The sequence below is a fragment of the Pseudoxanthomonas sp. X-1 genome (assembly GCF_020042665.1).
Classification (GTDB): domain Bacteria; phylum Pseudomonadota; class Gammaproteobacteria; order Xanthomonadales; family Xanthomonadaceae; genus Pseudoxanthomonas_A; species Pseudoxanthomonas_A spadix_A.
The window spans coordinates 1,733,335-1,746,587 of the sequence record NZ_CP083376.1 but is presented as its reverse complement, the minus strand read 5'-3'; the positions used below and the strand labels follow the sequence as shown (position 1 = coordinate 1,746,587).

General features: G+C 69.7%; 12 protein-coding genes and 1 pseudogene. 8 read left to right on the top strand and 5 right to left on the bottom strand.

Translation table 11 applies throughout. The annotated features are described in order from the left end of the window. Positions 1 to 117: 117 nt before the first annotated feature. Together LAJ50_RS07805 and LAJ50_RS07800 are read left to right on the top strand one after the other, a co-directional pair. Complete coding sequence (locus tag LAJ50_RS07805) at positions 118 to 1,608, top strand: M20 family metallopeptidase (RefSeq protein ID WP_138652733.1); 1,491 nt, start codon at positions 118 to 120, stop codon at positions 1,606 to 1,608. Between the two features lie 133 nt (positions 1,609 to 1,741). Continuing rightward, a complete protein-coding gene (locus LAJ50_RS07800) occupies positions 1,742 to 2,008 on the top strand; it encodes a GlsB/YeaQ/YmgE family stress response membrane protein (RefSeq protein WP_130551861.1) in 267 nt (88 codons plus the stop codon). Positions 2,009 to 2,089: 81 nt separating this feature from the next. Here the strand turns inward: LAJ50_RS07800 and LAJ50_RS07795 are convergent, their stop codons facing one another. Both LAJ50_RS07795 and LAJ50_RS07790 read right to left on the bottom strand, forming a co-directional pair. Then, the gene (locus LAJ50_RS07795) at positions 2,090 to 3,454 is read right to left on the bottom strand and encodes an MFS transporter (protein ID WP_130551860.1); all 1,365 of its coding nucleotides are present in this window, start codon (positions 3,452 to 3,454) and stop codon (positions 2,090 to 2,092) included. 177 nt (positions 3,455 to 3,631) lie between these two features. Then, the gene (locus LAJ50_RS07790; RefSeq protein WP_130551859.1) at positions 3,632 to 5,035 is read right to left on the bottom strand and encodes a mannose-1-phosphate guanylyltransferase/mannose-6-phosphate isomerase; all 1,404 of its coding nucleotides are present in this window, start codon (positions 5,033 to 5,035) and stop codon (positions 3,632 to 3,634) included. 69 nt (positions 5,036 to 5,104) lie between these two features. On the opposite strand from LAJ50_RS07790, the gene LAJ50_RS07785 reads away from it, so the two are divergent. Further along, complete coding sequence (locus LAJ50_RS07785) at positions 5,105 to 6,130, top strand: phosphotransferase (protein ID WP_130551858.1); 1,026 nt, start codon at positions 5,105 to 5,107, stop codon at positions 6,128 to 6,130. After that, positions 6,127 to 6,855, top strand: coding sequence for an N-acetylmuramate alpha-1-phosphate uridylyltransferase MurU (gene murU, locus LAJ50_RS07780; RefSeq protein WP_130551857.1), 729 nt, complete (start codon positions 6,127 to 6,129; stop codon positions 6,853 to 6,855). Before LAJ50_RS07785 ends, murU begins: the two co-directional genes overlap by 4 nt. An 18-nt stretch (positions 6,856 to 6,873) precedes the next feature. On the opposite strand, the gene hda is transcribed toward murU, so the two are convergent. The 3 genes and pseudogenes from hda to LAJ50_RS07765 all read right to left on the bottom strand — a co-directional run. Continuing rightward, a complete protein-coding gene (gene hda / locus LAJ50_RS07775; RefSeq protein ID WP_130551856.1) occupies positions 6,874 to 7,569 on the bottom strand; it encodes a DnaA regulatory inactivator Hda in 696 nt (231 codons plus the stop codon). Beyond that, positions 7,566 to 8,726, bottom strand: coding sequence for an AI-2E family transporter (locus LAJ50_RS07770; protein ID WP_165424159.1), 1,161 nt, complete (start codon positions 8,724 to 8,726; stop codon positions 7,566 to 7,568). The genes hda and LAJ50_RS07770 overlap by 4 nt, the downstream gene beginning before the upstream one ends. 73 nt (positions 8,727 to 8,799) lie before the next feature. After that, positions 8,800 to 9,834 (bottom strand): annotated as a pseudogene (locus tag LAJ50_RS07765) (DUF2066 domain-containing protein); the annotation flags it as partial. 175 nt (positions 9,835 to 10,009) lie between these two features. On the opposite strand from LAJ50_RS07765, the gene purM reads away from it, so the two are divergent. Genes purM through LAJ50_RS07745 form a run of 4 tightly spaced genes read left to right on the top strand, consistent with a single transcriptional unit; the run spans position 10,010 to position 13,250 of the window. Then, a complete protein-coding gene (gene purM / locus LAJ50_RS07760) occupies positions 10,010 to 11,044 on the top strand; it encodes a phosphoribosylformylglycinamidine cyclo-ligase (protein WP_138652797.1) in 1,035 nt (344 codons plus the stop codon). A 43-nt stretch (positions 11,045 to 11,087) separates the two neighbouring features. Next, the gene (purN, locus tag LAJ50_RS07755; RefSeq protein WP_138652731.1) at positions 11,088 to 11,762 is read left to right on the top strand and encodes a phosphoribosylglycinamide formyltransferase; all 675 of its coding nucleotides are present in this window, start codon (positions 11,088 to 11,090) and stop codon (positions 11,760 to 11,762) included. Next, entirely contained in the window at positions 11,759 to 12,556 is a 798-nt protein-coding gene (locus LAJ50_RS07750) for a DUF3108 domain-containing protein (protein ID WP_138652729.1), read from the top strand. Before purN ends, LAJ50_RS07750 begins: the two co-directional genes overlap by 4 nt. 1 nt (position 12,557) lies before the next feature. Next, positions 12,558 to 13,250, top strand: a complete 693-nt coding sequence (locus LAJ50_RS07745; RefSeq protein ID WP_130551851.1) for a DUF3108 domain-containing protein — start codon at positions 12,558 to 12,560, stop codon at positions 13,248 to 13,250. The last annotated feature ends 3 nt before the right edge of the window (positions 13,251 to 13,253 follow it).

Genomic DNA, 13,253 nt, shown 5'->3' with positions numbered 1-13,253 from the left:
CGGCTGCCGGGCAACATCCCGTTTCCGTGTAGGAAAAGTCCTACGTGAAGGCCCCCGTCATGCGGTCGCCGGTAGCGGCAGGGGTACCATGTGCGTTCATTTCGAAGCTGGAGCGCCATGGATACCGCACGCCTTGACCGTTTCGTCGGGCAGTTGTGGGACGCACAGATCGTCCCGCAGCTGATCGACTACATCCGCATCCCCAACAAGTCGCCGATGTTCGACGCCGACTGGGTCGCCAATGGCCACATGGCCAAGGCCGTGGCGCTGATGGAAACGTGGGCGCGTGCGCAGCCCATCGCCGGCCTGCAGGTGGAGGTGGTCCAGCTGGAAGGCCGCACGCCGCTGATCTTCCTGGACATCCCGGCCAGCGGCCAGGGGACCGGCGAGGACTGCGTGCTGTTGTATGGCCACCTGGACAAGCAGCCGGAGATGACCGGCTGGGACGAGGACCTGGGCCCCTGGAAGCCGGTCCTGAAGGGCGACAAGCTCTTCGGCCGCGGCGGCGCGGACGATGGCTATGCGATCTACGGCTCGCTGGCGGCGATCATGGCGCTGCAGGATCAGGGGCTGCCGCATGCGCGCTGCGTGATCCTGATCGAGGCCTGCGAAGAATCGGGCAGCTACGACCTGCCCGCCTATGTCGACCACCTGGCCGAGCGCATCGGCAAGCCCTCGCTGGTGGTGTGCCTGGACTCGGGCTGCGGCAACTACGAGCAGCTGTGGTGCACGACCTCGCTGCGCGGCATGGCCGGCGGCAACTTCACGGTCAAGGTGCTCAGCGAGGGCGTGCACTCGGGGGATGCTTCGGGGATCGTGCCGTCCAGCTTCCGCCTGCTGCGCCAGCTGCTCTCGCGGCTGGAGGACGAGGTCACCGGCAGGGTCCGTGTGGAGGAGCTGTTCGTGGAGATCCCGCCCGAGCGCCTGGAGCAGGCCGCCAGGGTGGCCCAGGTGATGGGCACCGAGGTCTACGACAAGTTCCCGTTCCTGGATGGCATGACGCCGATGTCCGAGGACCTGACCGAGCTGGTGCTCAATCGCACCTGGCGCCCGGCGCTGTCGATCACCGGCGCCGACGGCCTGCCGCCGCTGGCCTCCGCCGGCAACGTACTGCGGCCGCAGACCTCGGTGAAGATCTCCCTGCGCCTGCCACCGACGCTGGACGGCAAGCGCGCCGGCGAGATCCTGGACGAGGTGCTGCTGCGCGATCCGCCCAACGGCGCGCACGTCGAACTGAAGCTGGAGAAGTCCTCCACCGGCTGGAACGCGCCGGCTCAGTCGCCCTGGCTGACCCGGGCGATCGAGGACGCCTCGCAGGCGGCCTTCGGCAAGCCGGCGATGTACATGGGCGAAGGCGGCACCATCCCGTTCATGGGCATGCTCGGCGAGAAGTTCCCCGGCGCGCAGTTCATGATCACCGGCGTGCTGGGGCCGCATTCCAACGCGCACGGGCCCAACGAGTTCCTGCACATCCCGATGGGCAAGCGGGTGACCGCTTGCGTCTCGCACGTGATCGCCGCGCACCACGCCGCCAGCGTGGCCGGCCTGACCAGCGGCACCGCGGCGGTGGCCGGCGGGGAAGCGCACGGCGAGCACGGCTGCTGCTGAGAGGCGAGGAACGGGTGATGAGCAACGAGGTTTGGTGGCACGCCTCCGCATCCTTCCTCTCGTTCCTCGTTGCTGCTCCCTCGTTCCCAGCGGCAACTGCTAGGCTGCGCCGATCATCCACGAGGGCATGCGCATGAGCGGATTGTTCGGAAGCGACAGCTGGCTCTACATCATCCTGGTCGGCTTCGTGGTCGGCCTGCTGGCGCGGCTGATCACGCCGCACAACGCGCGCATGGGCTGCCTGCTGACCATCGGACTGGGCATCGTCGGGGCGGTGCTGGCCGGCTGGTTCGGCCGGAAGATGGGCTGGTATGCCGCCGGCGAGCCGGCCGGCTTCTTCGGCGCCCTGCTCGGCGCGGTGGTGATCCTGGGGCTGACCAGCCTGTTCTCCCGCCGCTGAGTCCACGGCGCGACAGGTCCTGGAAACCAGGAAGGCCATCCTCGCGGATGGCCTTCCTTCTTTCTTCTGAGCCTGACGCGTTCAGCGCTTGCCGTGGCGCGTGTGCATCACGTGCTCGTGGTCGAGCCAGTTCTCGCCCTTGTTCTTCAGGAAGAAGATGTAGACCAGCAGCGAGATGAACATCACCACCGTGGCGTAGATGATGAAGGCATCCATCTGCTTGGCGCCCTTGGCCCACTGATACAGCATCGGCGCGGTGCCGCCGAAGACCGAATTGGCCAGCGCATAGCCCAGGCCCACGCCCAGGGCGCGGATGTAGGTGGGGAACAGTTCGGCCTTGACCACCGCGTTGATCGAGGTGTAGCCGGTGAGGATCACGAAGCCGATCACCAGGATGGCGAAGGCCGCGCCGAAGGTGGTCTGCTGCGGCAGCGCGGTGATCAGGTACCAGGTGTAGCAGACGCTGCCCACACCGAAGAACACCAGCAGGGTCTTGCGACCGATGCGGTCGGACAGCCAGCCGCCGAGCGGCTGCAGCAGCATCAGCACCGTCAGCGCCGCCAGGTTGAGCGTGGTGCCCTTCATGATGTCGTCGCCGGCGAAGGCGGTCTGGATCATCTTCGGGCCGGTCACCGAATAGGTGTAGAAGGCCAGCGTGCCGCCGGCCGTGATCAGGAAGCACAGCAGCAGCGGGCGCCACTGGTTGACGAACAGTTCACGCAGCGAGCCGGACTTGCGCGCCGCGCCGGACTTGGCGTCCTCGATGGCGGCGCTGGACAGCGATTCGTCCATTGTGCGGCGCAGCCAGAACACCACGATCGCCGACACGCCGCCGATGGCGAAGCCCACGCGCCAGCCCCACTCCACCACGTGCTCACGGGTGAAGAAGGTCAGCAGCAGGAACAGCGTCAGCTGCGCCAGCACATGGCCGCCCACCAGGGTGACATAGTGGAAGGAGGACAGCAGGCCGCGATGCCCCGGCACGGCGGCCTCGGACATGTAGGTGGCGCTGGCCCCGTATTCACCGCCGGTGGCGAAGCCCTGCAGCAGGCGCGCCAGCACCAGGAACACCGCGGCCCACACGCCGATGGTCGCGGCCGTGGGCACGATGGCGATGCCGAACGAGCAGATCGCCATCAGCGTCACCGACAGGGTCAGTGAGGCGCGGCGGCCGTGGCGGTCGGCGAAGCGGCCGAAGAACCACGCGCCGATCGGGCGCATGAGGAAGGTCACCGCGAAGATCGCCCAGACGTACAGCGTGGCGTTCTTGTCGCCGGCGGAGAAGAACTTGGACTCGAAGTAGGTCGCGAAGACCGAATAGACGTAGACGTCGTACCACTCGACGAGATTGCCGGCCGAGCCCTTGAGCGTGTTGGAGATCGAGCGTTTCAGGCTGTGATGGCTCTGCGCCATCGGATCGGCGGGGGTGGCGGTCGGTACGCTCATGCGGGCCTCGCTGTGATGAGGGGGAGTGGATGGCCTTCGCGCCTTGGCGCCGGACGGCTTGCGCCATGCTGACGACCTGGGCCGTGAGCGCAGCGCGAGGGCAGTCGAACGTTATAAACGCCGAAGGCCCGCCTGTGGGGCGGGCCTTCGACTTATTGGCTATGCCGGGGCGGCGGCTCAGGTGCGGCCGTACTGGTCCTCGAAGCGGACGATGTCGTCCTCGCCCAGGTAGCTGCCGGACTGGACTTCGATCAGCTCCAGCGGCAGGCGGCCGGGATTCTTCAGGCGATGGGTCACGCCCAGCGGGATGTAGGTGCTCTGGTTCTCGGTGAGCAGGATCACCTCGTCCCCGCGCGTGACCTCGGCCGTGCCGCTCACCACGATCCAGTGCTCGGCGCGGTGATGGTGCATCTGCAGGCTCAGCGTCGCGCCCGGGTTGACGGTGATGCGCTTGACCTGGAAGCGCGCGCCCATGTCGATCGAGTCGTACGCTCCCCAGGGGCGGTAGACCTTGCGATGCAGGACCGCCTGGCTGCGCTCGTCGTGCTTGAGCTGGGCCACGACCTTCTTGACGTCCTGCACGCGGTCTTTCTTGGCCACCAGGATCGAATCGTCGGTCTCCACCACCACCACATCGTCCAGGCCGACCAAGGCGACCAGGCTTTCGGCGTAGACGTAGCTGTTGCGCGTGTCCACGGTGATCACGTCGCCCTCGACCGCGTTGCCGTTGGCGTCCTTCTCGGTCACGTCCCACAGCGCGGACCACGAGCCGACATCGTTCCAGCCCACGTCCAGCGGCAGCACCTGGGCGTCGGCGGTCTTCTCCATCACCGCGTAGTCGATCGAATCGGACGGCGAAGCGGTGAAGGCGTCCTTGTCCAGGCGGATGAAGTCGCCGTCCCGCTTGGCCTTGGCCAGCGACTCGCGCACGGCCGAGACCATCTGCGGGTTGAACTTCTGCAGCTCCTCGACGTAGCGGCTGGCCTTGAACAGGAACATGCCGCTGTTCCAGTAGTATCCGCCCTCGGCCAGATAGCGGGCGGCAGTGTCCGCGTCGGGCTTCTCGACGAAGCGCAGCACCGGCTGCACGCCCTGACCGCCGCCGGCCTGGATATAGCCGAAGCCGGTCTCGGCATGGCTGGGCACGACGCCGAAGGTCACCAGCGCGCCAGCCTCGGCGGCCGGGCTGGCCTGTTCGACCGCGTTGCGGAAGGCTTCGGGATTGGTGATCACGTGATCGGAGGGCAGCACCAGCAGCAGCGGGTCCTCCCCGTCCTCCAGCGCGCACAGCGCCGCGGCGGCGATGGCCGGCGCGGTATTGCGCGCAACCGGCTCGAGCAGGATGCGCGGCTGCGGCGCGCGGATCTCGCGCAGCTGTTCGGCCACCAGGAACCGGTGCCCTTCGTTGGCCACCACCAGCGGCGGCAGCGAGGTCAGCGGCTCGATCCGCAGCCAGGTCGCCTGCACCATCGTCTTCTCGTCTCCCAGCGGCAGAAACTGCTTGGGATAGGCTTCGCGCGACAAGGGCCACAGGCGTGTGCCGGAGCCGCCCGACAACAGGACGGGTTGCAGTTTGCTCATGGGTCTCTTCCGTGGGGGATATTGGACTCAGTGTACCCTGCGCACCCCGACCTGAATGCGGCACGTTCCATGAACGAGGCGTCCTCGCCTTCGAGCGCACACGCCCGCGCGGACCAGCGACTTTTCTGGGCGCGCTTCACAATGGCGGTGCCCGATCTGTCGCTGCAGCGGGCCAGCGTGGATGCCGGCCAGCGCAGCTACTGGCGCACCGAGGGGGCGGCCGAGTCGCTGATCGTGATGGACTCCCCCCCTGGGCTGGAGGATGTGCGGCCGTGGCTGTCCTGGCAGGCCGTGCTCGAGGCTGGCGGCGTGCGCGTGCCGCGCATCCTGGCGCGTGACGTGGATTCCGGCTTCCTGCTGCTGGAAGACCTCGGCCAGCCGACCCTGGCGCAGCTGCTGGCGCGCGAGCCGGCGCAGGCCGATGCCTGGTTCGACGCGGCCATGGACCAGTTGCTGACGCTGCAGGCGATCCCACCGCCGGAAGGCACGGGCGTGTTCGGCGAGGCGCTGCTGCAGCGCGATGCGGGGCTGTTCGAAGAATGGTTCCTGCGCCGGCACCTGGGCATCGACCTGGACTGCGATGCCAGCGACGCGTTGGAGCTGGTGCAGCGCCGGCTGATGGACAACGCCCTGGGCCAGCACAAGGTGCTGACCCATCGCGACTTCATGCCGCGCAACCTCATGCCGGTGCGGCCGGGCCCGGCGGTGCTGGATTTCCAGGACTGCGTGCGCGGACCGGTGGCCTACGACGCGGTGAGCCTGTTCAAGGACGCCTTCCTGAGCTGGCCGCTGGAGCGCGTGGATGACTGGCTGCTGCGCTATCACGCCAAGGCGCGCCAGGCGGGCATCCCGGTGCCGCCTTCGGCGCAGACGTTCCTGCGCGACGCCGACTGGATGGGGATCCAGCGACACCTGAAGATCCTGGGCATCTTCTGCCGCCTGCATTACCGCGACGGCAAGTCGCAGTACCTGCCCGATCTGCCGCGCTTCGTCGTCTATCTGGACGAAGTGTTGCCGCGCCATCCGCAGCTGCAGCCGTTGCGGCAGCTGCTGGACCAGCGCATCCGCCCCGCGCTGCAGGCGCACGGCGCATGAAGGCCCTGCTCTTCTGCGCCGGGCTGGGCGAACGCATGCGTCCGCTCACCGACCACACGCCCAAGCCCCTGCTGGAGGTGGGCGGGACGCCGCTGATCGTCTGGCACCTGCGCAAGCTGGCGGCGATGGGCATCGGCGAGGTCGTCATCAACCTCAGCTGGCTGGCGGACCAGTTCCCGCGGGCGCTGGGCGACGGCAGCGCGTTCGGCGTGCGCATCGCCTATTCGCACGAGGGCCCGGTGCCGCTGGAGACCGGCGGCGGCATGCTGCACGCGCTGTCGCTGCTGGGCGAGGCGCCGTTCCTGGCGGTCAACGGCGATGTGTGGACCGACTTCGACTTCGCCATGCTGCCGCGCACGCCGGCCGGCGATGCGCACCTGGTGATGATCGACAACCCGCCGCACCATCCGCGCGGCGATTTCCGTTTCAGCGACGGCGACCGTCTGCAGCCGCGCCGCGACGACGCGCGCAACTACACCTATTCGGGCATCGGCGTGTATCGCCCCGCGATCCTGCGCGACTGGCGCGCGGCCTTCGACGCGGACGCCGGCGGCCCCGGCCTGGACGCACAGCCGCCCCGCTTCCCGCTGGCGCCGCTGCTGCGCGCGGCGATGACGCGCGGCGCCGTCACCGGCCAGCACCACGCCGGTCGCTGGACCGACGTAGGCACACCACAGCGACTGGCCGAACTGGACGCACAGCTGCGCGCCGAGGGCGTGCGCTAGGCCAAGCGGCCCCCGACCCTACTCGTCCGCCAGCACCTGACGCAGGAACGGCACGGTCACGCGGCGCTTGGCCGCCAGCGAGGCGCGATCCAGGCGTTCGATCAGATCGACCAGCTGCGCCGGTTCGCGCACGGTGCGGGTGAGCATCCAGTCCACCGCCGCATCTTCCAGCACCAGTCCGCGTCGGGCCGCGCGATCGCGCAGCAGCGCCGCGCGCCCGCCGTCGTCCAGTGCGCGCAGCACGATGCGCGCGCATTGCCCCAGGCGCGAGCGCAGATCGGGCAGCACCAGGCCGAGCGCATCGGGCACGTCGGCGGCGGTATAGAGCACGCCGATGCCCGCAGCGCGCGCGCGGTTGTGGAAGTCGAACAGCGCGATCTCGTCGGCGCGATCGCCGGCGATCGCCTCCAGCCCGTCGAGCGCCACCAGGGCGTTGCGCTCCAGGCCATCGAGCGCCTGCTGCAGGTGACCCGCGGCGGCCTTCAGCGGCAGATAGGCGGCCTGGCGCCCGCTCTCGCCGGCCGCCGCGCACGCGGCCAGGGCCAGGTGGGTCTTGCCGGCGCCATGGGCGGCCGCGACGTAGAGCCAGTCCGCCTCCGGCGCGCGCGCCAGCGCCTGCAGCTGCGCCAACGCGCCGGCCGGCGCCCCGATGAAGCTCTCGAAGCGCTGGTCCGACGGAGTCCGCAGCGCCAGCGGCAACTGCGGCACGCTCATGGCGAGTGGGGATCCTGCGGTGGATGCAGGCCCTCGACCGGCGTGCGCTGCGGATCGAGCAGGATGGTCGGCTGCCCGCCGGCATAGAGTTGGCTGTGGGTATAGCGCTCGTGCGCATAGCGCAGCAGCACATTGGCCACCGCAGCGATCGGCAGCGCCAGCAGCATGCCCAGGAAGCCGAACAGCTGCCCGCAGGCCAGCACGGCGAAGATCACCGCCACCGGATGCAGGCCGATGCGATCGCCGACCAGCTTGGGCGTCAGCACATAGCTCTCGATCACCTGCCCCACCGCGAACACGACCGACACCAGCACCAGGTGCTTGGCGTCGCCGTACTGCATCAGCGCGGCGATCAGGCCCATCGCCACGCCGCTGGTCGGCCCCAGGTAGGGCACGAAGGTCAGCAGGCCGGCGATCAGGCCGATCAGGATGCCCAGGTCCAGCCCCACCGCCCACAGCCCCGCGCCGTACAGCACGCCCAGGATGATCATCACCAGCAGCTGCCCCTTGAGGAAGCCGCCCAGTACCTCGCTGGACTCGCCCGCCAGTCGGCTGACCACGCCGATGTGGTTGCGCGGCACCATCGCCGCCACGCGGCCGACGATCAGGTCCCAGTCGCGCAGGAAGAAGAAGGCGATAACCGGGATCAGCACCAGGTTGGCCATCCAGCCGAACAGGGCGAAGCCCGATCGCGACACATAACCCCACAGGGTGTAAGCCACCCCGCCGGCCCGCTCCCAGTTGCTGCGCAGCAGTTCCCAGATATGGGTGAAGTCCAGGTACTCGGCCACGCGCACGTTGAAGCGGCCCTCGATCCACGGCAGCGCCACCTGGTAGAACCACTGCTGGTAGCGCGGCAGCGATCGCACCAGGGTGGCGATCTGGTCCTGGATGGTCGGCACCAGCAGCAACAGCACCACGGTGATGGCCAGCAGCATCACGCAGAACACCACCGTGACCGAGATCCCGCGCGACCAGCCGCGCGCCTCCAGCCGGTCCACCAGCGGGTCGCCCATCCAGCCCAGGATCGCCGCGCAGGCGAACGGGGTCAGCACCGGCGAGAGGATCCACAGCAGCCACACCAGCGCGGCGGCCAATGCGGCCCACTGCAGCCGGCGCAGGAACTGGGCGATGACCTGTTGCGGGTCTTCGATGATCATGTGCGCGCCCTCCTGGCCGTCCGGATCCGCATCACTTGAGGTAGAACTGCGGGGGATCGCCGTCGCCACCGACCAGCGGCCCGTCCTGGCCGAGCATGCGCTGCAGCCCGTCCACGCCGCTGAGCAGGTCCAGGTCCAGTTCCAGCACGTCGCCCTGCGCGCGCACCGGCGCGATCCGGCGCACCACGGCGGTCTGCTGCAGCGCCGCCGACAGGCGCACGTAGTCCTCGGCGCTGCGGATGCCGCTGACGAGGATCCGGTAGGTGCCCGGCTGGCCGCCCACGGCCTGCTTGGCGTAGCGCTTGACCAGCGCATCGGCGGCCACGTCGGCGCCGGTGGCCATGGCCTGGCGGGCGTCGGCGTTGTCGCTGGACGAGGTCGCCAGCACCTTGCCGCCGTCCACGAAGGTCCACTCGGCGACCCAGCCGGACTTGCCGCGGTAGAGCTTGCCGATCAGCTGCATCGGCGGGGCGTAGCGGGCCGAGGCGCTGGCCACCGCCGCCGTGTCGCCGCGCCAGATCGCCGCGGCCAGCGCGGCCTCGGCCGCGGTGCCCTGCGGCAGGCCCAGGCGGTAGCCGCGGTCCACGGCGCGGTCCAGCACCGAGCGCGCCGCGCCGGACTGCTGCACGCCGACCAGGCGCGGGCCCGAACCGTCGTCGATGGCCAGCCACAGCACCGGCTTGGCGCGCGGCTGTGGCCAGACCGGCAGGCCCAGCACACTGGCCAGCACGTCGACCTTCTGCGGGTCGAAGCGGGCGATCAGCGTGGTGCGGAAGCTCGGCGCGCCGGTGGCCGAGGTGCCCTGGTCCTGGCGGTAGTCGTAGCTGTCCAGGTAATTCCTGGCGTTGCGCAGCTCGGCCGCCACGCCCGGACGGGCGGCGGCATTGCGGTCGCCGCTGACCTTGCCCAGCACCTGCCCGAGCGCGCGCGCCAGGCCGCCGTTGCGGTCGCCCTCGCTCTGGCTGGGCACCGTCACCTCGGCCTCGTACAGGCCTTGGGCCTTGGCGACGTCGCCCTCGGTGCGCAGCCCGTCCTGCGCGGCGGCGGGAAGCGCGCAGAAAAGGAGAAGGGCGGCGGCAGCGGCCAGGGCGTGCAAACGGCGCATCGAGCGTCCTAGAGTCAACGGCGAATCGTGCGGATTGTTGCCCGAACCGCCCGTCACCGCCAGCACGCCCCGTTCACGTCGCGCACGCCGAGGGACGCACTTCCCTTAAAATGCGCCCCGCCTCCCTCAGCTTCCGGCCCGCCTTGTGACCCAGCCCAACCCGCCCGCCACGCCCATGACCTACCGCGACGCGGGGGTGGACATCGACGCCGGCAACGCCGTGGTCGAACGGATCAAGCCGCTGGTCAAGCGCAGCTTCCGGCCCGAGGTGATGGGCGGCCTGGGCGGCTTCGGCGCCCTGTTCGACCTATCCGGCAAGTACCGCGAGCCGGTGCTGGTCTCGGGCACCGACGGCGTCGGCACCAAGCTCAAGCTGGCCCAGGAGCTGGGCCGCCACGACACCATCGGCATCGACCTGGTCGGCATGTGCGTCAACGACGTGCTGGTGCAGGGCGCCGAGCCGCTGTTCTTCCTGGACTACTTCGCCACCGGCAAGCTGGACGTGGACACCACCGTGGCCGTGGTCGGCGGCATCGCCAAGGGCTGCGAGTTGTCCGGCTGCGCGCTGATCGGTGGCGAGACCGCCGAGATGCCCGACATGTATGCCCCGGGCGAGTACGACCTGGCCGGCTTCACCGTCGGCGCGGTCGAGAAGGCCGAGATGCTCGACGGCAGCGCGGTGGGCGAAGGCGATGTGCTGATCGGCCTGGCCTCCTCCGGCGCGCATTCCAACGGCTATTCGCTGATCCGCCGCATCTACGATCGCGCTGGCCGGCCGGCCGAGCTGGACATCGGCGGCGTGCCGCTGATCGATGCGCTGATGGCGCCGACCACGCTGTACGTCAAGCCGGTGCTCGAACTGCTGCGCACCCATGGCGCAGGCGCCGGCAAGCCGATCCACGCCATGGCCCACATCACCGGCGGCGGCCTGACCGAGAACATCATCCGCGTGGTGCCAGACGGCCTGGGCCTGGACATCGATGCGAGCGCCTGGCCGCTGCCGCCGCTGTTCCAGTGGCTGCAGCAGGCCGGCGCGGTGGCCGACGCGGAGATGTGGCGCACCTTCAACTGCGGCATCGGCTTCGTGCTGATCGCCGAGGCTTCCCGTGCCGCGGCGCTGGAAGCCAGCCTGGACCAGGCCGGCATCGGCCACTGGCGCATCGGCCAGGTGGTGACCGCCGGCGCGGGCGAGCGCGTGCACATCGGCTGACGGCCTGCGACGGCTCGCCTTGCCCCCGTTTCGGGTGCCCCAGATGATCCTGCCCCGCATCGCGGTGCTGGCCTCCGGGCGCGGCAGCAACCTGCAGGCAATCCTCGACGCGATCGCCGACGGCCGCCTGGACGCGCGCCTGGTCGGGGTGTTCTCGGACCGCCCGCAGGCGGGCGCGCTGGCGCGCGTTGCGCCGGAACTGCGCTGGTCGGCCCGGCCGTCCAGCTTCGAAAGCCGCCAGGCCTATGAGCAGGCGCTGGGCGACGCCCTGGCCGCCTCGGGCGCGGACTGGATCGTGTGCGCCGGCTACATGCGCATCCTCGGCGCGGCGCTGATCGCGCGCTTCGCCGGGCGCATGCTCAACATCCACCCCTCCCTGCTGCCGCGCCACCGCGGCCTGCACACCCATGCCGCGGCGCTGGCCGCCGGCGATGCCGAGCATGGCTGCAGCGTCCATTTCGTCATCCCCGAGCTCGACGCGGGCAGCCTGGTCGCGCAGGCGTCCCTGCCCGTCGCACCCGACGACACGCCCGACACCCTGGCCGCACGCGTGCTCGCGCTCGAACACCGGCTCCTCCCTGCGGTGCTGCGGCTCGCCGTCGCCGGGCGCCTGTCTGAACGTGATGGCACGACCTTCGTCGATGGTCAGCCGCGATTTACGCCGCTGACACTAGATTCCCTCAAACGGCGCATGCCCGACCCCGACCCGACCCCGTGAAGACCATCCTGCTGACCGGCATCCTGCTGCTCGCCTGTGCCGTGCCCGCAACCCAGGCCCAGCAGGCCCCCGCCACGCCTCCCCCGCCCCAGACCGCCGAGAGCGCCGCGCCGGACGCGGTCCAGCCGTGGACGCTGGCGCCGTTCACCGCCACCTACGAAGCCTGGTACAAGGGCAAGCGCGCCGGCGACGCCACCCTGCAGGTGGTGCACAAAGACGGCAACCAGTGGCGGCTGGACCTGGAGATCCGCGGCGAGCGCGGCGTGGCCAGCCTGCTGCGCCTCAACATCCAGCAGAGCACCGTGTTCGACGTCACCGACACCGGCTCGGGCATCCTGCTGCGGCCGCTGAGCCAGAGCACGGTGCGCAAGGCGGTGTTCGGCGACAAGCAGCAGACCGGCAGCTACGACTGGCGCAGCAACACCGCGCAGTGGGAAGGCAAGGTCGACAAGGACCGCCGCGCGCCGGTGGCGCTGAAGCCGGGCGACATGAGCTCGCTGCTGCTGGACCTGGCGATCATGCGCGACGCCAGGCCGGGCGCGGCGCTGGACTACCGCGTGGTCGACAACGGCCGCGCGCGCCAGTATCAGTACGCGGTCGCGGCGCAGACCGAGATCGTCCAGGTCGGCGAGCTCAGCTACGACGCCATGCGCGTGGCCCGCACCAACGGCGGCGACCGCGAGCAGATCTTCTGGGTCGCCTCCGGCGTGCCCACCCCCGTGCGCATGCTGCAACGCGACGATGGCGAGGACGCCATCGACCTGCGCCTCACCGATTACCAGGGAGTGCAATGACATGACATCCAACCCGATCCGCCCGCTCAAGGCGCTGGCCGCCATCGCCGTGCTCGCCCTGGCCGCGGCGCCCGCCCTGGCCCTGCAGCCGTTCAACGCCACCTATCAGGCCAGCGCCATGGGCATGCAGGGCAACGGCCAGATGACCCTGGCCGCGCAGGGCGCCGGCAAGTGGAAGTACGACCTGAACGTGCGCAACCAGCTGGTCAACCTGACCCAGTCCACCACCTTCGAGGAGAAGGATGGCCAGTTCCGCCCGCTGTCCTCCAGCGACGCCTCCCTGGTACTGGTCAAGAGCAAGCAGGTGAAGACCGCCTACGACTGGTCCAGCAAACAGGCCACCTGGAGCGGCGACATCAAGGAAAACCGCCGCGGCCCGGTGCCGCTGCAGGCCGGCGACATGGACGCGCTGCTGGTGAACCTGGCCATCGTGCGCGACGTGCATGCCGGCAAGCAGACGCTCAACTACCGCATGCTGGAGAACGGCAAGGCCACGCCGATGAGCTATCAGGTCACCGGCAAGGACACCATCACCATCGCCGGCAAGCAGGTCACCGCGACCAAGGTCAGCCAGACCGAGGGCAAGAAGCAGATGATCGTGTGGGTGGTGCCGGACATGCCGGTTCCGGCGCGCATGCTGCAGCGGGAGAACGGCCAGGATTCCTACGATCTGACCCTGACCTCGTTCAACTGATCC

Excerpts from the sequence above, each read along its gene's own strand:
- LAJ50_RS07800 (WP_130551861.1), top strand. The coding sequence starts at position 1,742 with ATGAGCGGATTGTTCGGAAGCGACAGCTGGCTCTACATCATCCTGGTC.
- LAJ50_RS07790 (WP_130551859.1), bottom strand. The coding sequence starts at position 5,035 with ATGAGCAAACTGCAACCCGTCCTGTTGTCGGGCGGCTCCGGCACACGC.
- hda (WP_130551856.1), bottom strand. The coding sequence starts at position 7,569 with ATGAGCGTGCCGCAGTTGCCGCTGGCGCTGCGGACTCCGTCGGACCAG.
- LAJ50_RS07785 (WP_130551858.1), top strand. The coding sequence starts at position 5,105 with ATGAACGAGGCGTCCTCGCCTTCGAGCGCACACGCCCGCGCGGACCAG.
- purM (WP_138652797.1), top strand. The coding sequence starts at position 10,010 with ATGACCTACCGCGACGCGGGGGTGGACATCGACGCCGGCAACGCCGTG.
- LAJ50_RS07805 (WP_138652733.1), top strand. The coding sequence starts at position 118 with ATGGATACCGCACGCCTTGACCGTTTCGTCGGGCAGTTGTGGGACGCA.
- LAJ50_RS07745 (WP_130551851.1), top strand. The coding sequence starts at position 12,558 with ATGACATCCAACCCGATCCGCCCGCTCAAGGCGCTGGCCGCCATCGCC.
- purN (WP_138652731.1), top strand. The coding sequence starts at position 11,088 with ATGATCCTGCCCCGCATCGCGGTGCTGGCCTCCGGGCGCGGCAGCAAC.
- LAJ50_RS07795 (WP_130551860.1), bottom strand. The coding sequence starts at position 3,454 with ATGAGCGTACCGACCGCCACCCCCGCCGATCCGATGGCGCAGAGCCAT.
- murU (WP_130551857.1), top strand. The coding sequence starts at position 6,127 with ATGAAGGCCCTGCTCTTCTGCGCCGGGCTGGGCGAACGCATGCGTCCG.